The organism is Stenotrophomonas sp. YJH_SMC_29 (assembly GCF_059371235.1).
On the sequence record NZ_JCAFUK010000004.1, the window covers coordinates 203,189 to 228,528 of the forward strand.

A 25,340-nucleotide genomic window follows, 5' to 3' on the forward strand; every position below is an offset into this window, starting at 1 on the left:
AATTGGCCAGGGCATCCTCGGCATCGGGGCCTTCAAGCAGCGCCTGCCGCGCCCGGAAGAGGCACTGCCGGGACGTGAGCAGCCATTGCCGCTGCACAGCAACCAGCACTTCGTGAACAGCCATCCGCTGAAGGACCGCTTCGCCGGCCTGCAGCAGATCCGTTTCGCGCTGGGCTGTTTCTGGGGCGCCGAGCGCAAGTTCTGGACCGAGCCGGGCGTGTACAGCACCTCGGTCGGCTACGCCGGCGGCATCACCCCGAACCCGACCTATGAAGAGGTCTGCTCGGGCCTGACCGGCCACACCGAAGTGGTGCAGGTGGTGTTCGACCCGGCGGTGGTGAGCCTGGAACGGCTGTTGCAGCTGTTCTGGGAAAGCCACGACCCGACCCAGGGCATGCGCCAGGGCAACGACACCGGCACCCAGTACCGTTCGGCGATCCATGCCACTGACGAGGCACAGTACGCCGCTGCGCTGGCCAGCCGCGAGGCCTACCAGGCACAGCTGGATGCGGCCGGCTACGGCCCGATCACCACCGAGATCGTGTATCCGGCACCGGCGTACTACTACGCCGAGGACTACCACCAGCAGTACCTGGCGAAGAATCCGAACGGCTACTGCGGTATTGGTGGCACCGGCGTAAGCTGCCCGATCGGGCTGGATGTGGAGGCGCCGCGCTGACGCGCGGTGGTCCGCCTGCGGCGGGCAGAAGCCAAAGCCAAAGCCAAAGCCAAAGCCAAAGCCAAAGCGGCTCTGGGTTGCTGATGGTTGGGCGGGACGGGGGCGGCCGGCAGGACACGCCGTAAACCCGTCCATGGGGGCTCGATGGCGCCATCCATGGCGCCAACGGTCCTGCCAGCCGCCCCCGTCCCACCTTCGACAGTTTCCCGGTGACGGTGGGAAAGAGCATGGGGTTACTGACGAACTGAAGGACGCGGCTTTCGCCGCGTCCTTTTTGTTTGTTTCTGCATTCCCCTTGGAGAGCCGAAGCCAGCGGCAGGAGCCGCTGCCAACGTCGCTTGCGACGGCCCGGCGGGTGCCGGTCAGGACGACCGGCATAGCCATGCTCGGCTCCGAGCAAGCGAAGCGTGCGACCCGCGTTTGCTCTTCTTTCTTTCTTTCTTTCTTCCGTGGCGAGCGGCCACAGGAAACTGTCAGAGGGCGGGCGGGTTGGGTTCGCGGGAGTGTCCGCCGCATGGATGCGGCGGCCAAGCCTCCAGGGATGGATTCACGGCGTCTCCCGCGAACCCAACCCGCCCGACCCAGCACGGCTGTTGCTTCATGCCTTTCGCGACCAACCGCCCCGCCACGAGGGGCTCAGCCGTTGGCCGGAATCACAGTGCCGCGCGGATCCGCTCGCGCAGTGCTTCCAGATCCTTGGCAAACGCCTCGATACCCGTCGCCAGCTTCTCGGTGGCCATCGGATCGGCCGCCAGGTCCGCCGCGAACGTCGCCGCGTCGATCGGGGTCACCGCCGCGCCATCGGCGGCGCTGGCCACCAGCTTGCGCGGCAGCTCGCCGTGGTCGGCGTCCAGCTTCTCCAGCAGGTCCGGCGAAATCGTCAGGCGGTCGCAGCCGGCCAGCGCTTCGATCTGCGCGGTCGAACGGAACGAGGCGCCCATCACCACCGTCTTCGAACCACGGCGCTTGAATTCGGCATAGACGCCGCGCACGAACTTCACGCCCGGGTCTTCGTCGATGGTGGCCGGGGTCTGGCCGTTGGCCACGTACCAGTCCAGGATGCGGCCGACGAAGGGGGAGATCAGGAACGCGCCGGCCTCGCTGCAGGCCAGCGCCTGGGTCGGGTTGAAGATCAGGGTCAGGTTGCAGTCGATGCCTTCGGCCTGCAGCACGCGCGCGGCTTCCACGCCTTCCCAGGTCGCGGCGATCTTGATCAGGATCTTCTCGCGCGGCACGCCGGCATCGGCGTACATCTGGATGAACTGGCGCGCCTTGGCCACGGTGGCAGCGGTGTCGTGGGCCAGGTCGGCATCCACCTCGGTGGACACCCGGCCCGGTACCAGCGTGCTCAGCAGCGTGCCGACGCCGATGGTCAGGCGGTCGGCCACCGCGTGCACCACGGTTTCACGGTCGCCGCCCTGCTGGCGGCCCCAGGCCAGTTCACGTTCGATCAGGTCGGCATAGACCGGCAGGTCCAGCGCCTTCTTCACCAGGGTCGGGTTGGTGGTGCAGTCCACCGGCTGCAGGCGCTTGATCGCCTCGTAGTCACCGGTATCGGCAACGACCACGGACAGTTCGCGCAGCTGGGACAGTTTGGACGGGGTACTCATTACGGCTCCTGGTGCAAGGGAATCGAATCGCGCGCGGTGCGCAGCGGTAATCAGGGGTGATCGTTGTGGACAGCCGTCACGCGCAGGCGCAGCTTGCGGCCGCCGGGCGCGTTCCAGTCGATGCTCTGGCCGATCGCCAGGCCCAGCAGGGCAGTGCCGACCGGGGCCAGCACGGAGACCTTGCCTTCATCGACATTGGCTTCGCGGGGGAAAACCAAGGTCAGGACGTGCTTTTCGCCCGACACTTCATCTTCGCACTCCACGCGCGAATGCATCATGACGATGCCTTCGGGAATCTGGTCCGGCGCCAGCACGGTGGCCCGGTTGAGTTCTTCAGCAAGCGCGAGCGCGGCAGGCGTCTGGCTCAGCGCAGGGGACTCGAGCATGGCGTCCAGGCGGTCCATGTCGAAGGAAGAAACGGTGATCGACGGCGGCAGGCCGCTGGCGGTGTTCATGGTGAAGCTCCTTGGTTGAAAGCCATGCAAAAGGCGGCACCTGCTGGCGCCGCCTGTCTGTATTGTGGGGACAAATGCGGCCGGAATCGACTCCTGCCGATTCCGGGCCGGTGCTGCGGGGGCTCAGCCGTTCAGCGCGGGGCCGGGCAGGGCTGCCGCATCGGACGTGGTGTGCAGCGCATCCAGGGTGAACAGTGCCTGCGGCAAGCGCTTGAACTGGTCGGCCAGCTCCATCAGGAAGTCGTTCATGGCCGAGCTGCGGCGCCAGATCATGGCGATGCGGCGGCTGGGACGGCCCTCGCCGGTGAAATCGAGCAGGCGGATGTTGTTCGAGCGCGGCACCGGTGGCTGCACCGACAGGCTCGGCAGCAGGGTGATGCCGACGTCAGCGGCGACCATCTGGCGCAGGGTTTCCAGGCTGGTGGCGCGGAATTCGGACTTCTCGTTGGCGCCGAACAGGCGGCAGACTTCCAGCGCCTGGTCGCGCAGGCAATGCCCGTCTTCCAGCAGCAGCAGCTTCTGCGTGGCCAGCTCCTGCACGTCCAGGTGTTCGCGACGGGCCAGCGGGTGGCGGCCGGAGACGGCCAGCAGGAACGGTTCCTCGAACAGGAACTCGGCATGCAGCTGGTCATCGATCACCGGCAGCGCCAGCAACGCAGCATCCAGCTTGCCTTCGCGCAGGCGGTCCAGCAGCACGTCGCTCTTTTCCTCGACGAGCAGCAGTTCCAGCTCCGGGAAGCGTTCACGGATGCGCGGAATCACATGCGGCAGCAGGTACGGGCCGAGGGTCGGGAAGATGCCCAGGCGCACCGTGCCGGCTTCCGGGTCGCGGCTGCGTCGCGCCGCTTCCTTCAGTTGTTCCACTTCGGACACGATCACCCGTGCCCGTGCCGCCGCTTCCTGGCCGGCCGGGGTCAGCATCACCTTGCGCGGTGCGCGTTCCACCAGCGGCAGGCCCAGTTCCTCTTCCAGCTTGCGGATCTGGGTGGACAGCGTGGGCTGGCTGACGAAGCAGGAGGCGGCAGCCCGGCCGAAATGCTTGTGGTCGGCCAGGGCTACCAGGTACTTCAGATCACGTAGGTTCATCCTTACACCCCAAGGGTAACGGACCGGCTGACGGCGTGGTTACCCGACAGGCAGACAATGTTCCCGGTGATCTGGGAACGGTGGATCAGGCCGCTTCAGCAACGGCACCGCTGCTGTTGCTCACCGACGAGCGGATCAGGTGGTCGAACGCGCTCAGTGCGGCGGTCGAGCCGGCGCCCATGGCGATGATGATCTGCTTGTAGGGCACTGTCGTGCAATCGCCAGCAGCGAACACACCCGGCAGGTTGGTCTGGCCGCGGTCGTCGATGACGATTTCGCCACGCGGCGAAAGCGCCACCACATCCTTCAGCCACTCGGTGTTGGGCAGCAGGCCGATCTGCACGAAGATGCCTTCCAGCTCGACACGGTGGGCATCGCCGCCGATGCGGTCCTTGTACACCAGGCCGGTGACCTTGCTGCCGTCGCCCAGCACTTCGGTGGTCTGTGCGCTGGTCAGCACCGTCACGTTGGCCAGGCTGCGCAGCTTCTTCTGCAGCACTTCGTCGGCACGCAGGCTGGAATCGAACTCCAGCAGGGTTACATGCGACACGATGCCGGCCAGATCGATGGCCGCTTCCACGCCGGAATTGCCACCGCCGATCACCGCCACGCGCTTGCCCTTGAACAGCGGGCCATCGCAGTGCGGGCAATAGGCCACGCCCTTGTTGCGGTACTGGTCTTCGCCCGGCACGTTCATCTGCCGCCAGCGCGCGCCGGTGGACAGGATCACCGAACGCGACTTCAGCACCGCGCCGTTCTCCAGCTGCACCTGCACCAGGCCGTCTTCGCCGGCCGGCACCAGCGCGCTGGCACGCTGCAGGTTCATGATGTCCACGTCGTACTCGCGCACGTGCTGTTCCAGCGCCGTGGCCAGCTTCGGGCCCTCGGTCTCCTTCACCGAAATGAAGTTCTCGATGGCCATGGTGTCCAGCACCTGTCCACCGAAGCGCTCGGCGGCGATGCCGGTGCGGATGCCCTTGCGCGCGGCGTAGATCGCCGCTGCCGCACCGGCCGGGCCACCGCCGACCACCAGCACGTCGAAGGCGTCCTTGGCGGCGATCTTCTCGGCGTCGCGCTTGCCGGCATTGGTGTCCAGCTTGGCCACGATCTGCTCGAGGGTCATGCGGCCCTGGTCGAACACTTCACCGTTGAGGTACACGGTCGGCACCGACATGATCTCGCGCTTCTCGACTTCGTCCTGGAACAGGGCGCCGTCGATGGCCACGTGCCGGATGCGAGGGTTGAGCACCGCGGCCAGGTTCAGCGCCTGCACCACGTCCGGGCAGTTCTGGCAGGACAGCGAGAAGTAGGTTTCGAACGCGTACTCGCCTTCCAGGTTCTGCACCTGCTCGATCAGCTCGGCGGTGGCCTTGGACGGATGACCGCCGACCTGCAGCAGCGCCAGCACCAGCGAGGTGAATTCATGGCCCATCGGCAGGCCGGCGAAGGTCAGGTGGATATCCTGGCCCGGCGTGCCCAGGTCGAAGGACGGCACGCGGCCCTGGCCATCGCGCAGGACCTGCAGCGAGATCTTGTCCGACAGGCTTTCCAGGGTCTGCAGCAGCTCCAGCATTTCCTGCGACTTGGCGCCGTCGTCGGCGTGCGCGGTGATCTGGATCGGGCGGGTCACGCGCTCCAGATAGGTCTTCAGCTGCGACTGCAGGTTGGCGTCCAACATCGGTCTTCTCCTGGCTTCAGGCAAACAGGGGGCGTGGCACCGCTGTACAAGGTAGCGGACCAGCTGGGGGTAGGGGTGAACCCAAGACAGCGACCGTGGAAGGGGCTGGCTGGCCAAGGCGGGCGAGCGTTGGCTGTCTTGGGTTCACCCCCACGCCGGCAGAGCACCGGCATGGGGATGAAGGGCGCGCCGTGGCGTGGGGCCATGGCAGGCCGGTACGGCGTTAGATCTTGCCGACCAGGTCCAGCGACGGGGTCAGGGTCTTCTCGCCTTCCTTCCACTTGGCCGGGCACACCTGGTTCGGGTTGGCGGCGGTGAACTGGGCAGCCTTCAGCTTGCGCAGGGTCTCGGAGACGTCACGGGCGATCTCGTTGGAGTGGATCTCCAGGGTCTTGATCACGCCTTCCGGGTTGATGATGAAGGTGCCGCGCAGGGCCAGGCCTTCTTCCGGAATGTGCACGCCGAAGGCGTTGGTCAGCTGGTGGGTCGGGTCGCCGACCAGCGGGAACTGGGCCTTGCCGACGGCCGGCGAGGTCTCGTGCCACACCTTGTGCGAGAAGTGGGTATCGGTGGTGACGATGTAGACCTCGGCGCCGGCCTTCTTGAACTCGGCGTAATGGTCAGCTGCGTCCTCGATCTCGGTCGGGCAGTTGAAGGTGAAGGCGGCCGGCATGAAGATCAGGACGGACCACTGGCCCTTCAGGCTGGCGTCGGAAACCTTGATGAACTCGCCGTTGTGGTACGCGTTGGCTTCGAACGGCTGGATCTGGGTGTTGATGAGAGACATCATTTTTCCTCTTGGTGAAGGGGAGCGGGTGAATCGACAGGAGCTAGGTTACCCATTCGCTGGCGATAAGAACAATGCATTGATTGCATCTATTTAATAGACACAGTCTATCGTAAGGCCATGAGCAGGCACTGAATCCTGCTGTGGCCATCCTGCAACTGACTGTGTGACAAGGAAAATCTTCCGCAGCAGGGGAAGACGGCCGATAGCCCGTCCTTATCCCGTGGACGGGGACCTGAACGGATTCCGGTTTTGTAGAGCCGGACCTGTGGTCGGCTGCTCCACAAGCAGCCGGGCACGGGCCCGCCTCTACAATTGCGGAATGTCCTTCCAACCCGAACCCTCCCTGCGCCAGGTCGTGGCCGACGCCAGCGCCCGCCTTGGCGGCATCGACGCCCGCCACGAAGCCGAACTGCTGCTGCTGCACGTGCTGGAACGCCCACGCAGTTGGCTGTTCGCGCATGCCACCGATCCGCTGGCTGCCGCCGACCAGGCCGCCTTCGAATCGCTGTTGGCCCGCCGCATGGCCGGCGAGCCGGTCGCCTACCTGACCGGCCGCCGCGGTTTCTGGACGCTGGATCTGGAGGTCGACCCGGCCACGCTGATTCCGCGCCCGGAAACCGAGCTGCTGGTCGAGCTGGCGCTGGAGCGCCTGCCGCCGGATCGCGACCTGCAGGTGGCCGATCTCGGCACCGGCAGTGGTGCGATCGCGCTGGCGCTGGCCAGCGAACGGCCGCAGGCGCAGGTGCTGGCCACCGACGCCAGCCCGGGCGCGCTGGCGGTGGCCGCGCGCAATGCTGCGCGCCATGAACTGCCCAACGTCTGCTTCGCCGAGGGCGGGCACGACTGGTACGCGCCGTTGCAGGGCATGCGTTTCGACCTGATCGCGAGCAATCCGCCGTACATCGCCAGCGACGACCCGCACCTGGACCAGGGCGACCTGCGTTTCGAACCGGCCTCCGCGCTGGCCTCGGGCGTGGACGGCCTGGATGACATCCGCCGCCTCGTCGACGGTGGTCAGGCCCACCTGCGGCCCGGTGGCTGGTTGCTGATCGAGCACGGATGGGACCAGGGCGCGGCGATCCGCGCGTTGTTCGACGCCGCCGGTTTCGCGGAGGTGCAGACCGCGCAGGACCTTGAGCAGCGCGATCGCATCACCCTGGGCCGGCGACCGGCCTAGAATGGAGGTTCTCCTGCCCCGGCAGGGCATCACCCTGGAGCTGCAAGCATGCGTACGCTGTACCCCGCCATCACCCCCTACGACGTCGGCACCCTGAAGGTCGACGACCGCCACACGCTGTACTTCGAGCAGTGCGGCAACCCGGACGGCAAGCCGGTGGTGATGCTGCATGGTGGCCCGGGTGGCGGCTGCAGCGACAAGATGCGCCAGTTCCACGACCCGTCGAAGTACCGCATCATCCTGTTCGACCAGCGCGGCGCTGGTCGCTCCACCCCGCACGCGGATCTGGTGGACAACACCACCTGGGACCTCGTTGCCGACATCGAGAAGCTGCGCGAGCACCTGAAGGTCGATCGCTGGCAGGTGTTCGGCGGCAGCTGGGGTTCGACCCTGGCCCTGGCCTATGCCGAAACCCATCCGCAGCGCGTGACCGAACTGGTCCTGCGCGGCATCTTCATGCTGCGTCGCTGGGAGCTGGAGTGGTTCTACCAGGAAGGTGCCAACCGCCTGTTCCCGGATGCGTGGGAGCACTACCTCAAGCCGATTCCGTCGGTGGAACGCCATGACCTGATCTCGGCCTTCCACCGCCGCCTGACCAGCGAAGACGAAGCCACCCGCCTGGAAGCGGCCAAGGCGTGGGCAGTGTGGGAAGGTGCGACCAGCTTCCTGCACGTCGATGACGACTTCATCAACAGCCACGAAGACCCGCATTTTGCGCTGGCGTTTGCCCGCATCGAGAACCACTACTTCGTCAACGGCGGCTTCTTCGAGGTGGAAGACCAGTTGCTGCGCGACGCGCACCGCATCGCCGACATCCCGGGCGTGATCGTGCACGGCCGCTACGACGTGGTCTGCCCGCTGGCCAACGCCTGGGACCTGACCAAGGTATGGCCGAAGGCAAAGCTGGAAATCACCCCGGCGTCGGGCCATTCGGCGTTCGAGGCCGAGAACGTGGACGCGCTGGTGCGCGCGACCGATAGCTTCGCCTGATCGGTAGTGCCGGCCGCTGGCCGGCAACGCCTTACCTGTCCGTTCCGCCGCTCGCCGGCCAGCGGCCGGCGCTACCCGATAGCCAAGGCGTCGGGCCATTCGGCGTTCGAGGCCGAGAACGTGGACGCGCTGGTGCGCGCGACCGATAGCTTCGCCTGATCGGTAGTGCCGGCCGCTGGCCGGCAACGCCTTGCCTGCTCGTTCCGCAGCCCGCCGGCCAGCGGCCGGCGCTACCCGATAGCCAAGGCGTCGGGCCATTCGGCGTTCGAGGCCGAGAACGTGGACACGCTAGTGCGCGCGACCGATAGCTTCGCCTGATCGGTAGTGCCGGCCGCTGGCCGGCAACGCCTTACCGGTCCGTTTCCCCGCCGCCCGAGGTGGCTCGCCGGCCATTCGGCGTTCGAGGCCGAGAACGTGGACACGCTGGTGCGCGCGACCGATAGCTCCGCCTGATCGGTAGTGCCGGCCGCTGGCCGGCAACGCCTTACCGGTCCGTTTCGCCGCCGCCCGAGGTGGCTCGCCGGCCATTCGGCGTTCGAGGCCGAGAACGTGGACACGCTGGTGCGCGCGACCGATGGCTTCGCCTGATCGGTAGTGCCGGCCGCTGGCCGGCACCGCCTTAGCGGTCCGTTTCGCCGCCGCCCGAGGTGGCCCGCCGGCCAGCGGCCGGCGCTACCCGATAGCCATGTGTGCTGCATGGCGTGGATTTACCAATCCCCGGCCAGCAACGCGTCGGCCAGCACCTGCAGCTTCGGCGAGTGCTGGCGCGACGGTGGGTAGATCAGCGACAGCGCACGGTTGCGGCCCTCGAACGGCTGCAGCACGCGTTGCAGGCGGCCGTCAGCCAGCGCGTCGGCCACGGCGAAATCCATCACCTGCACGATGCCGATACCGGCGATGGCCGCTTCCACCAGCGGATCGCCGCTGTCGAACACCATCCGCGTCGGTGGCGTGAACTCACTCAGCTGCCCGTCCTGCAGGAACTGCCAGTCCACCAGCCGGCCACTGCGCAGGTTGCGTACCGCCAGGCAGGCATGATCCCGCAAGGCGGCCACATCGTCGGGCGCGCCACAGCGGTCGAGGTAGTCCGGGCTGGCCACCGTTACCCAGCGCAGCGGACGCAGCGGGCGTGCGACGATGCGCTGGTCGGCGATGACGCCGGTGCGCAGCGCGGCGTCGAAACCTTCCTCGACCAGATCGACCAGGCGGTCGCTGAGCACCGCCTCCACCTGCAGTTGAGGATGCCGTTGCAGCAACGGCCCCAGCAGCGGCACCAGCACCTTGCGCCCGAACATCGAGGGTGCGCTGATCTTCAGGGTGCCCGAGGGCGTGCACGGACGATCGGCCAACTGGCGTTCGGCATCCTCCAGGCCACACAACAGCGGCGCCACCTGATCGACGAACTGGCGGCCATCTGGGGTCAGCGCCACGTTGCGGGTGTTCCGCTGCAGCAGCTTCACTCCCAGCGTGGCCTCCAGCCGGCCGATCGCGCGCGAAAGCCCGGACTGGCTCAGGCCCAGCTGACCGGCGGCCACGGTGAAACTGCGCGCTTCGGCCACCTGCACCAGCATGCGCACCGCATTGAGGTCCATCGAGGTTCCATTCATGCCGAAAATCATGACAGATATGGTGGGTTGGGGGTTTATTGATTGCCCGGCATCAATGAGACTGCGCTCCCCCAACGCGCCAGACCGCCGATGCCTCCCCTCAAGTACCCGCGTTGGGCGCTGACCCTGCTGGCCACTGCCCAGCTGATCATCGCCCTGGATGCCACCATCATCTTCGTCGCCCTGCACGACATGGGCCGCGCGCTGCAGATCAACGCGCAGCAGCTGCAGTGGGTGGTCAGTGCCTACACCGTGGCGTTCGGCGGCAGCCTGCTGCTGGGTGGCCGCGCCGCCGACCTGATCGGCCGCCGCCGCTTCTACCGGCTGGGCATGCTGCTGTTCGCCCTGGCATCGCTGCTCGGCGCGCTGGCGCCGAATGCCACCCTGCTGATCATCGCGCGCGCGGCGCAGGGCATCGGTGCGGCACTGCTGTTCCCGGCCACGCTGGCGCTGATCAACACGCTGTACGCGGAAGGTCCGGTGCGCAACCGTGCGCTGGCGATCTGGAGCATGGCCAGCGCGGTGGGCCTGGCGCTGGGCACGCTGCTCGGTGGCGTGCTGACCCAGGCGTTCGGCTGGCCGGCGGTGCTGGCCGTGATCGTGCCGCTGGCCACCGCCTGCGCGGTCGCGGCCGGTGCCTGGCTGCCGGCCGACGGCCCGCGTGCGCACGGCCGTTCGTTCGACCTGGCCGGGTGCATCACCGTCACCCTCGGCGGCAGCCTGCTGGTGACCACGCTGGTGCAGGGCCCGGAATGGGGCTGGACCGCACCGGCCACGCTGGGCTGCCTGCTGCTGTCGGCGCTGCTGCTGGTGGCGTTCGTGCAGATCGAACAACGCAGCCGCGATCCGCTGATGCAGTTCGCGCTGCTGCGCCTGCCCGGCCTGCGTGCCGCGCTGGGCCTGACCTTCGCCTTCATGAGCAGCTACGGCGTGCAGTACTACTTCATGGCGCTGTATTTCCAGGACGGCTACGGCTGGAGCCCATTGCAGGCCGGCCTCGCCTTCCTGCCCGCCACCGCAGTGTGCACGGTCGGCATCCAGCTGGCGGAGTGGACATTGCAGCGCTGGAGCGCGCGCAGGGTGCTGGTGGCCGGGCAGCTGGCCGGCGCCATCGGCATTGCCTGGGTTGCAGCGTCGCTGCCGCATGCAGCGAACTTCTGGCCGCTGCTGCCCGGTGTGGTGGTCATGAGCATCGGCCAGGGCATGACCTGGACCGCGATGTGGATCGTGGCCGGGCAGGGCGTGCCGGCTGCGCAGCAGGGCGTGGCCTCCGGCATGGCAGCCACCGCGCAGCAGATCGGCGGTGCGCTGGGCCTGGCGGTGCTGGTGATGGTGGCCAACGCCGATGCCGGCGCCGCCGGTTCGCCGAGTGCACTGGCCGGGCTGGTGCGCGCCGAATACGGCGCCGCGTTGTTCGCCCTGCTGGGTGTGGCGATCGCACTGGGCCTGCGCCCGGCGCCGGTGGCGGTGGTGCCGGCCGCTGGCCGGCAAACACTCTGATCCAACGATCCGGAGGTTGCCGGCCAGCGGCCGGCACTACCGGTTGGGCATGGATGCACGCGCGTTCAACCCAGCGCCAGCAGCTCCGGTTGCAGCGCACTGAAGATCCGCGCCAACCGCTCGGCCCAGGCCTGCTGCCCGGCGACGCCGGCGATCAGGTCCTGGCGGATCTCCAGTTCCACGTGCACCAGGCCACGGCCTTCGCCATGCACCGGTACAGCGTAGTCGCTGGTACTGCTGACCGAATACGGTTCGTTGTCACCTACCACCAGGTCGCCTTCGTCACGCAGCGCCTGCAGCAGGACATGCGCGAAGCGCGTGTCCCGGTGGTACAGCACGCCGGCATGCCACGGCCGCTGCGTGCCGTTCATCGCCGGGGTGAAGCTGTGCATCATCACCAGCAGGGTGGGGCGGCCGGCATCGCGGCGCACATCCAGCTCTGCGTCGATGCGCGCGTGGTAGGGCGCGTGGATCGCATCGATGCGCTGCTGGCGCTGCGCCGCCGACAGCCCGGCATTGCCCGGTACCACGGTGTGGTCGCTCACCTCCGGGATCAGCGTGGGCGAGGCCAGCGGGCGGTTGCAGTCGATCAGCAGCCGTGAATAGGTCTGTTCGATCGCCCACGCATCCAGCCGTTCGGCCAGTGCACGGGTAGTGCCGGCGATGCCGATGTCCCAGCCGATGTGACGATCCAGCTCGGCCTGCGCCAAGCCCAGGCCGGCCAGCGCGCGCGGCACCTGCTGCCCGGCGTGGTCGGCCAGCAGCAGGTACGGCGAAGCGCCCTGCGGCCGGTGCACGGTGTAGACCGCAGGATCGCCGGCCCCGAGCAATGCCGGCACGGGGTGCAGGTCGGCATCAGCCACGCGGGCGCCCGTCCAGGTGGTGCTCGATCATCCACAGCCCGGCCCAGAGCTTGGCATCCAGCTCGTAGCCTTCGCCCATCTTCTGTACCAGCCAGGCGGCGGCCTGGCTGCGTGGAATCTCGTGCACGGTGATGTCTTCGCTGTCATCACCGCCACCGTCGCCGATGCGGCGCAGGCCGGTGGCGCGCACGAAGGCGATCTTCTCGCTGCTGGCGCCGGAGGAGGTGGGGCCGATCATCAGCACTTCGGCATGGTCGGCGGTCCAGCCGGTTTCTTCTTCCAGCTCGCGCACGGCCGAGACTTCGATCGACTCGCCGGCGTGGATGTCGCCGACCAGGCCGGCCGGCATCTCGATGGTGGGGGCCTGCAGCGGCACGCGGAACTGTTCGACGAACAGCACCTTGTCCTCCGGGGTCACCGCGATGATGATCGCGGCCAGGCCGCCGGCATGGGTGCGTTCGCTGTATTCCCAGGTGCCACGCACCACCATGCGCTGGTACTTGCCTTCATAGACGACACGCGGGGCTTCGGTGTTGCGCTGGCTCATGCGGGCTCGCTGGAATTGGAAAAGGAAGGAGTGGGAACGGGGTCGGCCACGCCGGCGGCACCGAACAGCCGGCGGCGGGTCATCGGGCCGAAGCGCAGGGTCTGGCACAGGCCATCGAGCAGTTCCGGGTCGGCCGGCTGGCGCAGCAGGCCGGGTTGGCTGCCCTCCAGCGGCGCGTCCAGCGCGATGGTGGTCAGCTGGCGCCAGAGCTGGGCGTGCTCGCGCTGCTCGCGCAGGCGCACGGCCATCTGTGCAGCGCCACGCAGGCGCAGGAACGGCACCTCGTCCAGGCGTTCGAACAGCGCATCCATGCTGCCGAAGTGAGCCAGCAGCACGGCGGCAGACTTGCTGCCGACACCACTGACCCCGGGAATGTTGTCCACGGCATCACCGCACAGCGCCAGGTAGTCGGCGATCTGGTGCGCGTGCACGCCGTGCCGGGCCTTCACCCCGGTCACATCCCAGCGCTGGTTGCGGGCGTAGTCCCACTGCTCGTCGTGGTCGGCCAGCAGCTGCGACAGGTCCTTGTCGGCGGAGATGATCACCCCGCGATGGCTGCTGCGGTGGACGTGCAGGGCACTGCCGATCAGGTCGTCGGCCTCGTAGTCGTGATGGGCCAGGACCGCCAGGCCCAACGCCGCGCACAGCGCCTTGCAGTGCACGAACTGGCGCTTGAGCGCCTCCGGTGCCGGATCACGGTTGGCCTTGTAGGCCGGATACAGGCGGTGGCGGAAACCGCTGTCGAGCGCTTCGTCGAAGGCGATGGCGATGTGCTGCGGGCGCTCGCGTTCCAGCAGGTCCAGCAGGAAGCGGGCGAAGCCGTGCACGGCATTGGTCGGCCAGCCCTGCGCGTCCTGGAACTGGTCCGGCAGCGAGTGCCAGGCGCGGAACACGTAGATGCTGGCATCGACCAGGTACAGCGACGGCGGCGGTGCCGGCAGGGTCATGCCGGCGGCGTCCAGTCCCGCAGCAGGGTTGCCGAGTCGGGGCGCTCGCGCTCGGGCACGTCGGCCCTGGCGGTGCCGATGTGGATGAAGCCGGCGATGCGTTCGCCCTCGACCAGGCCCAGGTGGGCCTGCACGACCGGATCGAAGGCCATCCAGGCCGTCAGCCACTGTGCGCCGAAGCCCAGCGCCTGCGCGGCCTGCAGCAGGGCGAAGCAGACGCAGCCGGCGGTCATCAGCTGCTCCTGCTCGGGCACCTTCGGGTCCGGGCGCGGGCTGGCCACCACCACGATCACCAGCGGGGCGTGGCTGAAACGCTGGCGGTCCTTCTCGAACACGGCCTCGCCGGCATGCGGGTCGCGCTGGCGGCTGCGTTCGGCCAGGAAGTCGCCCAGAGTGTGACGTGCATCGCCGGCGATCTTCAGGAAGCGGAACGGTACGCGCTTGCCGTGGTCGGGCACGCGTACGGCCGATGCCAGCATCCGCTGCAGCGTGGCCGGGTCCGGGCCGGGCTCGCCCAGTTGCCGCGAAGGCACTGAGCGGCGGGCATCCAGGGCGAGCAGGGCAGCGGGGTCGGGCATGGAGTCTGAACCGGTCATCACGGGGGTTTGATTATAGTCGGGGTGGTCAATGACGCCGTCTGTGTCGCGTCCGGCCTCTGAATACCAAACTGTGATGAACGTCATGCCACTGACGGGGAATGAACGATCGCTTCCCCTCGCCTCGCAGGCCTTGCACGGCTTACGATACCCCTCTTGCCGGGCCGCCGGTCATGAGGTTTGAAGTGAGGACTGTTTCACTGTCCGTGACGGGCTGGCCGGCCTACCATCGACGTACCGGTACATGGGGTGTGCCGGTCGTCGCGATGTCCATGGTGTCTGTCGTACCAGAGAAGGTGGGGAGCCTTCCCGAATGATGAGCGTGCCCACACCGATGGGATCGCCGGGCCGTGACCCGGCCCAGCTCCAGCTTGCCCGGGACATGGTCCTGCCCGCGCTGTGCCAGGCCTTCGGGGCCGCACTGGCGCGTTTCGACGATGCCCTGTTCGACCGTGCCGGCAATGCCGGCTCGTCGCAGTTGCTGTTCCTGGATGCGATGCGCGAGCTGCGCCGGCGTCGCGAGGACATCGCCGGCGCCTTCGCCGGCCACCTGCAGCAGGCCTGGGCGGCATTGGCCGCCGGTGAGCCGCTGTCGGCCGAGGCGACCCTGTCCGGGCCGGCCGAGGACGGCTTGAGCCTGCTGGCCGAGCATGTGCTGGAATCACGGTTGGCGGTGCGCAATTTCGCCACCGTACTGCTGCGTGACTTCAAGCCGGTGCTGGCACGGCTGGACCGCCGCCTGGGCCGCTTGATCGGCGGCGTCGAACTGGACGCGGACCATAATCCGATCAGCCCCGAGCATCTGGGCGTGGCCATCCACGAAGCCTTTGCCGGCTGTGAACTGGCCCCGGAAGTGCATCTGGTGCTGATCAAACTGTGTGAGCGCGACCTGCGCGCACCGGTCGGCCGCATCTACGAGAAGCTGGACGAGCAGCTGGCTGCGGCTGGCGTGATGTCGCAGATGGGCACTCCGCAGCGCCCACCGCCGCCGGCGCCGGATCCGCGCATGGCCGGGATGCTGGATGACCTGGTCGAGCAGCGCCACGGCGCGGGCTTCGATCCAGGCTTCAGCGATGACGAGCAGGCGGCACCGGCCTGGGCGCAGCGCTTCGCCGCCCGCTGGTCCGAGCGCCGCGGGCATATGCAGCAGCACCTGGGCGGCGATGACGGCGCCACCGGCGAGGCCTACGCCGGCCAGCAGGGCATGCTGCTGGAAGCGCTGCACGAACTGCTGCAGCAGACCCGGCACGTGCGTGAGGACGCCACGTCTGCGGCACAGGTGGCGGTCGGCCAGCAGCGACCGCTCAGCCAGCGCGAAATGATGTCGGTGCTGTCGCTGCTGCAGGCCACGCCGAGCGCGACCCTGCGCGCGGCCATCGGCGAGGACGGCGAATCGCTGGCGCAGCGGCTGAAGAGCGAAGTGCTGTCCAGCGCCACCCAGCTTGGCGTCGATCCGGGCCAGACCCGCCTGGACCCGCAGGACGAGGACGCCATCGACCTGGTCGGCATGCTGTTCGACGTGATGCTGGACGAGCGTGAACTGGAGGGCCGCTCACGCGAACTGATCGGCCGCCTGGTGGTGCCTTTCGTCAAGGTGGCCATGCTCGACCGCCGCATGTTCGTGCAGAAGACCCATCCGGCGCGCAAGCTGCTCAACTCGCTGGCCGAGGCCTGCGAGGGCAACACCGGCGAAAGCCAGGCCGAGCGCATGCTGATGGCCAAGGTCGAAGAGATCATCGAGCGCCTGGTGGCCGAGTTCAACGAGAACCTGGCGATCTTCCTGACCCTGGAAGAGGAATTCCGCGAGTTCCTGGTGCAGCATCGCCGCCGCGTGGAAATCGCCGAGCGCCGTGCCGCCGAAACGCAGCGCGGCCAGGAAAAACTGGAAATGGCCCGCACCCGCGCCGGCGCCGAGCTGGACCGCCGTATCGGCGATGCCAGCCTGCCGCCGGCCATTGCCGAATTCCTGCGCCAGCCGTGGCAGCACCACCTGACTCTGGCGCTGCTGCGCGAGGGCGAAGAAGGCGCCTCGGTGGCCGAGGCATTGAGCCTGGGCGACGGCTTGCTGGAGGAAGTGGCCGAGGCGCGCCGCCAGATCGTCGGCAAGCCGTGGCTGCAGGCCTGGCAGCCGGTGTTGGCCAAGGTGTTTGCCAGCGTCGGTGTGCACGGCGATGCGGCCACCGGGGCGATTGACGCCCTGCATGACACGCTGCAGGGCATCGCCGAGTCGCGGCCGGAACTGCAGCGCGCGCTGCCCGAGCTGCCACAGGTCGCGCTGCCGGCGCCGCCGGTCGCTGAATCGCCGGCGGTGGAACTGGGTGGCCAGATCGACGCCGATGATTTCGACAATGCCGATGCCGACCGCTTCCGCCGCATGGAAATCGGCAACTGGCTCGATTTCGTCGACAAGGACGGCAAGGTGCAGGCCGGCAAGCTGTCCTGGGTCAGCCCGATCTCTTCGCGCCTGCTGTTCGTCAACCGTCGCGGCGTGCGCTTCTGCGTGGCCTCGCCGGAAGAACTGGCGGTGATGGTGCGGCTGGGCCGCCTGCGCGCCCATGTGGATGATGGTGCCTTCGACAGCGCCATGCAGGGGGTGATCGACCGCCTCGACCCGGGCAGCGCCACGCTGCACTGAGCGCGGGCCGCCTGCTAGGATCGGGAAAACTCACCGATCAGCGGGGACCTGCATGGCCGTGGCGTTGCTGGGGATCAAGGAGACCGCGCCGGGCGAACGGCGCGTGGCGTTGACGCCGGAAACCGCGCGCAAGCTCGGCGCGCTGGGCATAACGGTCTGGTACGAGGCTGGCGCCGGCCTGGCCGCCGGCTTCACCGATGCGGCCTATGACGATGCCGGCGCACGCGTCTTCGACGCGGGGCGCTGGCCCGAGATCGATATCCTGCTGTGCGTGCAGGCACCTGCGGCGGCAGTGCTGGAGCAGCTCAAGCCCGGGGCCAGCGTGGTCGGCCTGTTGACCCCGGCCAGTGATCCGGCGCTGGCGGCGCTGGCGGACAGCGACCGCCTGTACCTGTTCCCGCTGCAGCAGCTGCCGCGCACCACCCGCGCGCAGGCGATGGATGTACTCAGCTCGCAGGCCGGCATGGCCGGCTACAAGGCGGCGCTGATCGCCGCCGAGCGCGCGCCGCGCTTCTTCCCGATGTTGACCACTGCCGCCGGTACCGTGCGGCCGGCCAAGGTGCTGGTGATCGGCGCCGGCGTGGCGGGCCTGCAGGCCATCGCCACCGCACGCCGTCTCGGTGCGCAGGTGGAAGGGTTCGACGTGCGCCCCGAAACCCGTGAGCAGATCCAGTCCCTGGGCGCACGCTTCCTCGATCTCGGGGTGAGTGCGGCGGGCGAGGGCGGGTACGCGCGGGCGCTGACCGATGACGAGCGCGCCGAGCAGCAGCGTCGGCTGTCCGACCACCTGCGCGGCGTGGACGTGGTGATCTGCACGGCTGCCGTACCGGGCCGCCCGGCGCCGACGATCGTGACTGCCGCGATGGTGGAAGGCATGGCCACCGGCAGCGTGATTGTCGATCTGGCCGCCGAGAGCGGCGGCAACTGTGCACTGACCCGGCCGGGGCAGTGCATCGAGCACCAGGGCGTGACCATCGATGGCCCGCTGGGCCTGGCCAGTCGCGGTGCGACGCAGGCCAGCGAGATGTATGCGCGCAACCTGCTCAACTTCGTTGCGCTGTTCGTGCGCGAAGGCCAGCTCGGGTTCGACTGGGATGACGAGCTGCTGGCGAAGACCCGCTGGCAGGCATGAATGACAAGGGGTCAGAGACCTTTGCCTCTGGCAAAGGGCTCTGACCCCGAACGTGCGGCGGGTCATCCCGGGGTCGGATCCCGTTGCGTCAGTAAAGGGCTCTGACCCCGTCCCCGGGGCCTTACCGCGGCTTCGCTGGCGGCGGGTTGTCGCGCACCCAGTCCCGGCGCTGCTCCGGCGTCATCTGCGACCAGCGCTCGCGCAGCGCGTCGCGCTGTGCCGGCGGCATGTCGCGCATCTGCCCGAACAGGGCGCGTGCCTGCTCGCGCTGTTCCGGGCTCATGTGCTCGAAGCGGCGCAGGCCGCGGCGGGCCTTGTCGCGTTCCTCCGGGCTCATCGATTGCCAGCGCTGGCCATGCGAGAGCATGCGCTGGCGCTGGCCGGCATCGGCACTGTTCCAGCGGTCGCGCAGCGGCGCCAGCAGGGACTCACGCTGGGATTCGCTCAGCTGTTCCCACGCAGGCAGCGTGGCGCCCGGCGCAGGGCGTGCAGCAGGCGCGGGCGCTGCGTTCTGCGCCAGCGCCGGGACGGCCGGCAGCAGCGACAGGGTCAACAGCAGCGGCAGGGTAGGCAGTCGGGACATGATTCACTCCATCGCCAGGTCGGTATCGCCCAGCCACAGGTACAGATCGGGATTCTCGTCGTACAGCGCGCTGTTGTCTTCCACCGCCGCCGTCGGCGCTACGGTTGCGGGCCCGGAATGCAGGCCCAGGCCGCTGAACTGCACGCCGACAGCCAGCGCCACCACCAGCGAACAGGCGCTGGCCAGCCACCAGCGCCCGCGCCCGCGGTGGATGGCCGTGGCGCCGTGGCGCGCCTGGCGCAGCCGCGCCAGCGTGGCCGGCGACAGCGCCTGCAGCGACTGCGCGTGCAGGCGGCGCAGGGTGTCATCGGATGGCAGGGAGCGGTTCACGGTCGGGTCTCCAGATAGTCCTGCAGCGCCTGCCGGGCGCGTGCCAGATGGGTCTTTACCGCGCCTTCGCTGCAGCCCATGGCGCGGGCGGTGGTGGCGCCGTCCAGGTCCTGCAGCACGCGCAGGGTGAAGGCTTCGCGCTGGCGGGCGGGCAGGGTGCGCAACGCCTCCACCAGCTGCTGGTACTGCTGGCGCTGTTCGTGCGCCTGCGCCGGGTCCGGGCCGGGGTCGGCCCAGTCGATCCCGCCGCCGTCGTCGTCCGGGGTGTCGCGCCAGAACGGCAGGCGGAAGCGGCGCCGGCGCTGCATGTCGATCACGCGGCGGCGCAGGATGCTCCAGAACAGCGGCGCCCATTCGGCAGCCGGCTTGTCGGCGTAGTCCAGCATGCGCAGCAGCGCATCCTGCACGGCGTCCATCGCGTCTTCGCGCTGGCGCAGGCCGGCCTCGGCGAATCGGAACGCACGCGGGCCGACATGGGCCAGGAACGCTTCCAGCGAGGCCGGCAGGGCCTCGGTCTCGGCGCTCGGGGGGACAGGGCTGCTCACCAGCACAGGGTACGGCTCCTTGCTCGGGGTCACCATCGACAACGCGTGAGCGCCGCCACGGTTGACGCCGGATGCGCAGGGGTTCAGCCCGTGGTTATGATGGGGCGACGAAGACAGAGCAGGAGCGTTGCCGGTGAGTGACGGGTTCGTGGCGCTGTACATCTTCATGCTGGCGGCCATCGCCGGCCACGTGATCATTTCGCGGGTGCCGGTGATCCTGCACACCCCGCTGATGTCGGGCTCCAACTTCATCCACGGCATCGTGCTGATCGGTGCGATGGTGGTGCTGGGGCATGCGCAGACGCCGCTGGAAAAGGCGCTGGGCTTCCTGGCCGTGGTGCTCGGCGCCGGCAACGCCGCCGGTGGCTACGTGGTCACCGCGCGCATGCTGGAAATGTTCAGGCCAAGCGCGCCCAAGGGCGGCAAGGACGAACCGAAGGAGCCGCAGGCTTGAACATCAGCACCGTCGAACTGCTCGATTGGCTGGTCAAGGCCAGCTACCTGGTCGCCGCCACGCTGTTCCTGCTCGGCCTGCAGCGCATGGCCTCGCCGCTGACCGCGCGCAGCGGCATCCGCTGGGCCGGGCTGGGCATGCTGCTGGCCACCGCAGCCACGTTCTTCCTGCCCGAACTGCATAACGTGCCGTTGATCCTGGCGGCACTGCTGCTGGGCGCGGGCCTGGCCTGGTGGTCGGCCGGCAAGGTTGCCATCACCGACATGCCGCAGATGGTGGCGCTGTACAACGGCATGGGTGGTGGCTCGGCGGCGGCGATCGGTGCGGTGGAACTGCTGCGCTATGCCTTCCTGGCCCACCGCGATACCAGCCACTGGAGCGCGCAGGCGCTGGCCGACCTGGCCGCGCGCCAGCCGTCGGGCACGATGCTGCTGCTGGCGGTGGTCGGCGCGGCGATCGGTGCGGTGTCGTTGTCCGGTTCGGTGATCGCCTGGGCCAAGCTGGATGGACGCCTGGACAAGCGCGTGACCTGGCCGGGCCAGCAGGTGATGAACCTGCTGGTGGCCCTGGCGGTGGTGGTGCTGGCGATCATCGCTGCCAGTACGCTCAGCACCTGGGCGATCGTCGCCTTCTTCGTGCTGGCGCTGGCACTGGGCGTGCTGATGACGTTGCCGATCGGTGGCGCCGACATGCCGGTGGTGATTTCGCTGTACAACGCGTTCACCGGCCTGGCGGTGTCGTTCGAAGGTTATGTGCTCGGCAACGAGGCACTGATCATCGCCGGCATGATGGTCGGCGCGGCGGGCATCCTGCTGACCCGGTTGATGGCCAAGGCGATGAACCGGCCGATCCGCAATGTGCTGTTCTCCAACTTCGGCGGCGGCGCCGGTGGCGAAGCACAGGCGATCACCGGTTCGCAGAAGCCGATCGAAGCGGCAGACGTGGCTGCGATGATGGCCTTCGCCGAACGCGTGGTGATCGTGCCCGGTTACGGCATGGCCGTGGCGCAGGCCCAGCACAAGATCTGGGAACTGGCGCAGCGGCTGGGCCAGCGCGGGGTGAAGGTGAAGTTCGCCATCCACCCGGTCGCCGGGCGCATGCCCGGGCACATGAACGTGCTGCTGGCCGAAGCGGGCGTGCCCTACGACCTGATCGCCGACATGGACGATATCAACCCGGAATTCGCCAACACCGACGTGGTGCTGGTGATCGGTGCCAACGACGTGGTCAATCCGATGGCGCGTACTGATCCGGCCAGCCCGATCTACGGCATGCCGGTGCTGGACGTGGTCAACGCGCGCAACGTGGTGGTGATCAAGCGCGGCAAGGGCACCGGCTTCGCCGGCATCGAGAATGCGCTGTTCTATGCCGACAACACCCGCATGCTGTATGGCGATGGTGCCGAAGCGGCCGCCTCGCTGGTGAGCGAACTGAAGGCGCTCGACGGCGGGCATTGAGGACTGGGGTCGGTTCCCTTTCCGCAGGAAAGGGCTCTGACCCCTTTGCCGGCCAGCGGCCGGCACTACCGGATCCACGCGTGGTGGCCGCACCAGGTAGGTGCGGACCTGGGTCCGCACGCTTTTGCCGGCCAGCGGCCGGCACTACCGGATCTACGCGTGGCGGCCGCACCTGGTAGGTGCGGACCGTGGTCCGCACGCTTTTGCCGGCCAGCGGCCGGCACTACCCGCCCATCCGCGCGTGGCGTGGATCTGCGATCTACGCGATCAGCGCGCCAGCCAGGCGCCTACGGCAACGGCCACGGCCAGCCACAGCCATTCGATCGTGCCGTTGGCGAGGGTGATCAGGGTCCAGGCCAGGTGCGGACCCATCCGCATCGTGGCGTCCCACAGGTCCAGGCCGATCGAACCGCCCATCCAGGCGCTGGCGATGGCCCAGTTGGCCACCGCGGCCACCAGCAGGGTGCCCAGCACGACCAAGGCGACGCGCAGCCGGCCCGGGCCCAGCGTGCCCAGGCGCAGCATGAACACCAGTTCCAGGGCGGCCAGCACCGCCATCCAGCCGACCTGGCGGCCGGTGATCAGCGCCAGCACCATCCAGGCGAGGGGAGCAACAAGCAGGCCCAGCAACAGCATGAGGGGCCAGAGCCAGGTCACGGTCCTGGCACGCGCGGCATTGGAGGACATCGAAGCTCCCTGAAGATCACCCACAGGATACTGTGGTTTGCCGCAGTGCACCGGCGGTGCCGGGGCGGCTGGGCTAGAATGCCGTCTTGCGTGGCCATGGCCACGGCCCCATATCGGTCCCCATGTATTCCCGTAGCAGCGAACCTGTCCACTTCGAACGCGATTGCGAGGCCGTGATGGTCCCGCAGGGCGACACCGTGACCCTGCCCGCCGGCAGCTATGGGTACATCACCCAGGCGCTGGGCGGCAGTTACTCGGTGTTCGTCGAGGGCAACCTGTTCCGCATCGCCGGCAAGGACGGCGACGCCATCGGCAAGGAAGCACCGGCACCGCTGGAGCTGCCGGCCGATGCCACCGATGAACAGGTGGAACAGCTGGTGTGGCAGCAGCTGCGCACCTGTTTCGACCCGGAAATCCCGGTCAACATCGTCGAACTGGGCCTGGTCTATGAAGTCGAGATCAAGCACCTGGACGAGGGCAAGCGCGAGATCGACGTGAAGATGACCCTGACCGCGCCGGGCTGCGGCATGGGCGAGATCCTGGTCGACGACGTGCGCAGCAAGCTCGAGATGATCCCGACGGTGGCCGAGGCCGACGTCGACCTGGTGTTCGACCCGCCGTGGAACCAGCACATGATGTCCGAGGCGGCCCGGCTCGAGACCGGCATGCTTTGACCCAGGGCCCGCAGTGACGCGGGCCCGGCACTACCCGCAACCAGAACAGGAATCCTCCGGTGTCCCAGTCCATCCCCAGCTTCGCCGTCACCCGTTCGGACCACCCGCGCAGCGCTGAAGAGCGCGCCAAGATCCTGGAGAAGCCGGGCTTCGGCCTGCACTTCACCGATCACATGGTGGAAGTGCGCTGGGACAAGGATGCCGGCTGGCACAACGCCAACGTGCGCGCCTACGGCCCGCTGCAGCTGGACCCGGCCGCAGCTGTGCTGCACTACGGCCAGGAGATCTTCGAAGGCATCAAGGCCTACCGCCATGCCGACGGTTCGATCTGGACCTTCCGCCCCGATGCCAACGGCCGTCGCCTGCAGCGTTCGGCGCAGCGCCTGGCGCTGCCGGAACTGCCGGTGGAGATCTTCGTCGAATCGCTGAAGCAGCTGATCGCCGTCGACAGCGACTGGGTGCCGTCCGCCGATGAGTCGAGCCTGTACTTCCGCCCGTTCATGATCGGCGACGAAGCCTTCCTCGGCGTGCGCGGCGCGCACAAGGCCGGCTACTACGTCATCGCCAGCCCGGCCGGCCCGTACTTCGCCAAGGGCGTGGCCCCGGTGTCGATCTGGTTGTCCACCGAATACGCGCGTGCGGCCAAGGGCGGCACCGGCGCCGCCAAGTGCGGTGGCAACTACGCGGCCTCGCTGCTGCCGCAGCAGAAGGCGCAGGCGCAGGGCTGCTCGCAGGTGCTGTTCCTCGACCCGGTCGAAGGCAAGTACCTGGAAGAACTGGGCGGCATGAACGTGTTCCTGGTCTACAAGGACGGCACGCTGGTCACCCCGGAACTGTCCGGCAGCATCCTCGAGGGCATCACCCGCGAGAGCATCCTGCAGCTGGCCCGCGACCGCGGCATGAAGGTCGAAGAGCGCAAGGTCAGCATCGACGAGTGGAAGGACGGCGTGGCCTCCGGTGCGATCAGTGAAGTGTTTGCCTGCGGTACGGCGGCGGTGGTTACCCCGATCGGCCAGCTGAAGGGCGAAGGCTTCGCGGTGGGCGACATCAACGCCCCGGCTGGCGAAGTGACCATGTCGCTGCGCAAGGAGCTGACCGACATCCAGTACGGCCGCCTGCCGGACCGCCACAACTGGCTGGTCAAGCTGGGCTGATCGCCCACGCTCAACTGGAGAGCCGAGCCTACGCTTGGCGGCGTTGTTCCTGGAAAGCCCGTCCCTGTGACGGGCTTTCTGCGTTGTGGGGCCGCCAGATCGCTGCATAGGACTGCTTGACGCAAATAGGTTTGCAGTGCAAACTAAATTCAAGCGACCCCGATGGAGCGTGTCATGCAGCAGCCGTCCGTCATTGATCCTTCCTCGCGCCTGCAGGCGTTGACCCGTGAATACTCGCGTTACTCGCGCAGTGCCGGTGGCCTGTCGGCGATCGCGGGTGGTGTCGCCTGTCTGGCCTCCTTCCTTGCGGGCGCGCTGTTGCCGACCACCCTGGAACTGCGCGTCGCGCTGATCGCTGTCCCGGTGCTGTGGATCGTCGGCAAGCAATGGCTGGCGCGCCGCTACTACCAGCGGCTGGGCCAGGTCGAGGAGCAGGTGACGCCGGCCGAGCGCAACTTCCAGCGCTTCTTCATCGCCTTCACCGCCTTGGTGAGCGTGCTGGTGATCGGCAGCGTGCTGCCCAGGCTGGCGCCGATGGGCGAGTTGCCCTGGGATCTGCGCGCCATCGGCTATCTGGCCGTGGTGGCGCTGCTGCCCTGGGTAGTGTGGCGCTGGCTGCGTACACCGCTGGAGTTCATCGTGGGTGTGTTCCTGCTGTGCCAGGCCGCGCTGGCCTTCACCGGGCAGACCTACGATTTCGGGCTGAGCACTGCGGTGTTCCCACTGGCGTCCATTGCGCTGATCGTGGTCGGCTGGCGTGACCACCAGCGGTTCCACCGCCTGCAGGCGGAAATGCGCGCGTTCATGGCCGGACGGACGCTCGTCGAATGACCCGCTTGCCTGATTCGCGCGCGCTGCTCCAGCTCGACCGCCTGATCCACGAACCTGCGCGCCTGCTGATCCTGTCGATCCTGGCCGGCGCCGAGTCTGCCGAGTTCGGCTTTGTCGAACATCTCAGCGGGTTGAGCAAGGGCAACCTGTCCAGTCACCTGAGCAAGCTGGAGGCAGCCGGCCTGGTCGCCATCGAGAAATCGTTCCGTGGCAAGCGCCCGCTGACGACCCTGCAGTTGACGCCACTGGGGCGCACCGCCCTGGCCGAGTACCGCACTCAGCTGGCGGCGATCGTCGCCGGCATTCCCGATCCGGATCGAAAGGACGCCTGAC

Annotated in this window: 26 protein-coding genes; 12 read left to right on the forward strand and 14 right to left on the reverse strand. The window is 68.2% G+C overall.

What is annotated here, in order from left to right; genetic code table 11:
* Nucleotides 1–13: 13 nt before the first annotated feature.
* Nucleotides 14–679, forward strand: coding sequence for a peptide-methionine (S)-S-oxide reductase MsrA (gene msrA, locus AC5P9I_RS06860; protein ID WP_032956996.1), 666 nt, complete (start codon nt 14–16; stop codon nt 677–679).
* A gap of 653 nt (nt 680–1,332) precedes the next feature.
* On the opposite strand, the gene AC5P9I_RS06865 is transcribed toward msrA, so the two are convergent.
* The 5 genes from AC5P9I_RS06865 to ahpC all read right to left on the reverse strand — a co-directional run bounded on the left by AC5P9I_RS06865 (nt 1,333) and on the right by ahpC (nt 6,295).
* Complete coding sequence (locus AC5P9I_RS06865; RefSeq protein WP_049466524.1) at nt 1,333–2,289, reverse strand: transaldolase; 957 nt, start codon at nt 2,287–2,289, stop codon at nt 1,333–1,335.
* 50 nt (nt 2,290–2,339) lie between these two features.
* Nucleotides 2,340–2,744 carry a nucleoside diphosphate kinase regulator gene (gene rnk, locus AC5P9I_RS06870; protein WP_049466522.1) on the reverse strand — a complete coding sequence of 135 codons (405 nt, stop codon included), beginning with the start codon at nt 2,742–2,744 and terminating at the stop codon, nt 2,340–2,342.
* A 123-nt stretch (nt 2,745–2,867) separates the two neighbouring features.
* Nucleotides 2,868–3,830 carry a LysR substrate-binding domain-containing protein gene (locus AC5P9I_RS06875; protein ID WP_049466520.1) on the reverse strand — a complete coding sequence of 321 codons (963 nt, stop codon included), beginning with the start codon at nt 3,828–3,830 and terminating at the stop codon, nt 2,868–2,870.
* Nucleotides 3,831–3,915: 85 nt separating this feature from the next.
* The gene (gene ahpF / locus AC5P9I_RS06880; RefSeq protein ID WP_049466519.1) at nt 3,916–5,508 is read right to left on the reverse strand and encodes an alkyl hydroperoxide reductase subunit F; all 1,593 of its coding nucleotides are present in this window, start codon (nt 5,506–5,508) and stop codon (nt 3,916–3,918) included.
* A 223-nt stretch (nt 5,509–5,731) separates the two neighbouring features.
* Nucleotides 5,732–6,295 (reverse strand): alkyl hydroperoxide reductase subunit C, encoded by a 564-nt coding sequence (gene ahpC, locus AC5P9I_RS06885; RefSeq protein ID WP_005408159.1) that lies wholly within the window; start codon nt 6,293–6,295, stop codon nt 5,732–5,734.
* A gap of 322 nt (nt 6,296–6,617) precedes the next feature.
* Between ahpC and prmC the strand changes: the two genes are divergently transcribed.
* Together prmC and pip are read left to right on the forward strand one after the other, a co-directional pair.
* The gene (prmC, locus tag AC5P9I_RS06890; RefSeq protein ID WP_150827567.1) at nt 6,618–7,475 is read left to right on the forward strand and encodes a peptide chain release factor N(5)-glutamine methyltransferase; all 858 of its coding nucleotides are present in this window, start codon (nt 6,618–6,620) and stop codon (nt 7,473–7,475) included.
* A gap of 48 nt (nt 7,476–7,523) precedes the next feature.
* A complete protein-coding gene (gene pip / locus AC5P9I_RS06895; protein ID WP_053462225.1) occupies nt 7,524–8,465 on the forward strand; it encodes a prolyl aminopeptidase in 942 nt (313 codons plus the stop codon).
* 707 nt (nt 8,466–9,172) lie between these two features.
* Here the strand turns inward: pip and AC5P9I_RS06900 are convergent.
* Nucleotides 9,173–10,057, reverse strand: coding sequence for a LysR family transcriptional regulator (locus tag AC5P9I_RS06900; RefSeq protein WP_049465736.1), 885 nt, complete (start codon nt 10,055–10,057; stop codon nt 9,173–9,175).
* 105 nt (nt 10,058–10,162) lie between these two features.
* Between AC5P9I_RS06900 and AC5P9I_RS06905 the strand changes: the two genes are divergently transcribed.
* Entirely contained in the window at nt 10,163–11,572 is a 1,410-nt protein-coding gene (locus AC5P9I_RS06905) for an MFS transporter (RefSeq protein WP_088476035.1), read from the forward strand.
* Nucleotides 11,573–11,637: 65 nt separating this feature from the next.
* Here AC5P9I_RS06905 and AC5P9I_RS06910 read toward each other — a convergent pair whose 3' ends face one another.
* The 4 genes from AC5P9I_RS06910 to AC5P9I_RS06925 are packed head-to-tail and all read right to left on the reverse strand — an operon-like array spanning nt 11,638 to nt 14,507.
* A complete protein-coding gene (locus AC5P9I_RS06910; RefSeq protein ID WP_049465741.1) occupies nt 11,638–12,435 on the reverse strand; it encodes an N-formylglutamate amidohydrolase in 798 nt (265 codons plus the stop codon).
* Nucleotides 12,428–12,982 carry an NUDIX hydrolase gene (locus AC5P9I_RS06915; protein ID WP_049465743.1) on the reverse strand — a complete coding sequence of 185 codons (555 nt, stop codon included), beginning with the start codon at nt 12,980–12,982 and terminating at the stop codon, nt 12,428–12,430. The genes AC5P9I_RS06910 and AC5P9I_RS06915 overlap by 8 nt, the downstream gene beginning before the upstream one ends.
* Entirely contained in the window at nt 12,979–13,929 is a 951-nt protein-coding gene (locus AC5P9I_RS06920) for a 5'-3' exonuclease (RefSeq protein WP_049465746.1), read from the reverse strand. Before AC5P9I_RS06920 ends, AC5P9I_RS06915 begins: the two co-directional genes overlap by 4 nt.
* Entirely contained in the window at nt 13,926–14,507 is a 582-nt protein-coding gene (locus tag AC5P9I_RS06925) for a nitroreductase family protein (RefSeq protein ID WP_049465781.1), read from the reverse strand. The genes AC5P9I_RS06920 and AC5P9I_RS06925 overlap by 4 nt, the downstream gene beginning before the upstream one ends.
* Before the next feature lie 331 nt (nt 14,508–14,838).
* On the opposite strand from AC5P9I_RS06925, the gene pacR reads away from it, so the two are divergent.
* Both pacR and AC5P9I_RS06935 read left to right on the forward strand, forming a co-directional pair.
* Entirely contained in the window at nt 14,839–17,160 is a 2,322-nt protein-coding gene (gene pacR / locus AC5P9I_RS06930) for a PacR family protein (protein WP_049465748.1), read from the forward strand.
* Between the two features lie 52 nt (nt 17,161–17,212).
* Nucleotides 17,213–18,292, forward strand: coding sequence for an NAD(P) transhydrogenase subunit alpha (locus tag AC5P9I_RS06935; protein WP_057493435.1), 1,080 nt, complete (start codon nt 17,213–17,215; stop codon nt 18,290–18,292).
* A 121-nt stretch (nt 18,293–18,413) separates the two neighbouring features.
* Here AC5P9I_RS06935 and AC5P9I_RS06940 read toward each other — a convergent pair whose 3' ends face one another.
* Genes AC5P9I_RS06940 through AC5P9I_RS06950 form a run of 3 tightly spaced genes read right to left on the reverse strand, consistent with a single transcriptional unit; the run spans nt 18,414 to nt 19,786 of the window.
* Nucleotides 18,414–18,875: a DUF3106 domain-containing protein gene (locus AC5P9I_RS06940; RefSeq protein ID WP_053505765.1), complete on the reverse strand. Its 462-nt coding sequence runs from the start codon at nt 18,873–18,875 to the stop codon at nt 18,414–18,416.
* Nucleotides 18,876–18,878: 3 nt separating this feature from the next.
* Nucleotides 18,879–19,205: a hypothetical protein gene (locus AC5P9I_RS06945; RefSeq protein WP_049465754.1), complete on the reverse strand. Its 327-nt coding sequence runs from the start codon at nt 19,203–19,205 to the stop codon at nt 18,879–18,881.
* Nucleotides 19,202–19,786 (reverse strand): RNA polymerase sigma factor, encoded by a 585-nt coding sequence (locus AC5P9I_RS06950; protein WP_187756744.1) that lies wholly within the window; start codon nt 19,784–19,786, stop codon nt 19,202–19,204. Before AC5P9I_RS06950 ends, AC5P9I_RS06945 begins: the two co-directional genes overlap by 4 nt.
* A gap of 97 nt (nt 19,787–19,883) precedes the next feature.
* Here AC5P9I_RS06950 and AC5P9I_RS06955 point away from each other — a divergent pair, with 97 nt between their 5' ends.
* Both AC5P9I_RS06955 and AC5P9I_RS06960 read left to right on the forward strand, forming a co-directional pair.
* Entirely contained in the window at nt 19,884–20,204 is a 321-nt protein-coding gene (locus tag AC5P9I_RS06955) for an NAD(P) transhydrogenase subunit alpha part 2 (protein ID WP_049465758.1), read from the forward strand.
* Complete coding sequence (locus AC5P9I_RS06960; RefSeq protein WP_130768572.1) at nt 20,201–21,661, forward strand: NAD(P)(+) transhydrogenase (Re/Si-specific) subunit beta; 1,461 nt, start codon at nt 20,201–20,203, stop codon at nt 21,659–21,661. The genes AC5P9I_RS06955 and AC5P9I_RS06960 overlap by 4 nt, the downstream gene beginning before the upstream one ends.
* 267 nt (nt 21,662–21,928) lie before the next feature.
* Here AC5P9I_RS06960 and AC5P9I_RS06965 read toward each other — a convergent pair whose 3' ends face one another.
* On the reverse strand, nt 21,929–22,348 hold the full coding sequence (locus AC5P9I_RS06965; protein WP_049465762.1) for a hypothetical protein: 420 nt from the start codon (nt 22,346–22,348) through the stop codon (nt 21,929–21,931).
* Between the two features lie 122 nt (nt 22,349–22,470).
* Here AC5P9I_RS06965 and sufT point away from each other — a divergent pair, with 122 nt between their 5' ends.
* The 4 genes from sufT (at nt 22,471) to AC5P9I_RS06985 (ending at nt 25,339) form a co-directional block, all read left to right on the forward strand.
* Entirely contained in the window at nt 22,471–23,022 is a 552-nt protein-coding gene (gene sufT / locus AC5P9I_RS06970; protein ID WP_005415385.1) for a putative Fe-S cluster assembly protein SufT, read from the forward strand.
* Nucleotides 23,023–23,081: 59 nt separating this feature from the next.
* The gene (locus tag AC5P9I_RS06975; protein ID WP_049465764.1) at nt 23,082–24,176 is read left to right on the forward strand and encodes a branched-chain amino acid aminotransferase; all 1,095 of its coding nucleotides are present in this window, start codon (nt 23,082–23,084) and stop codon (nt 24,174–24,176) included.
* Nucleotides 24,177–24,350: 174 nt separating this feature from the next.
* Nucleotides 24,351–25,007, forward strand: coding sequence for a hypothetical protein (locus tag AC5P9I_RS06980; protein ID WP_130768571.1), 657 nt, complete (start codon nt 24,351–24,353; stop codon nt 25,005–25,007).
* Nucleotides 25,004–25,339, forward strand: a complete 336-nt coding sequence (locus tag AC5P9I_RS06985) for a transcriptional regulator (RefSeq protein ID WP_049465767.1) — start codon at nt 25,004–25,006, stop codon at nt 25,337–25,339. Before AC5P9I_RS06980 ends, AC5P9I_RS06985 begins: the two co-directional genes overlap by 4 nt.
* The last annotated feature ends 1 nt before the right edge of the window (nt 25,340 follow it).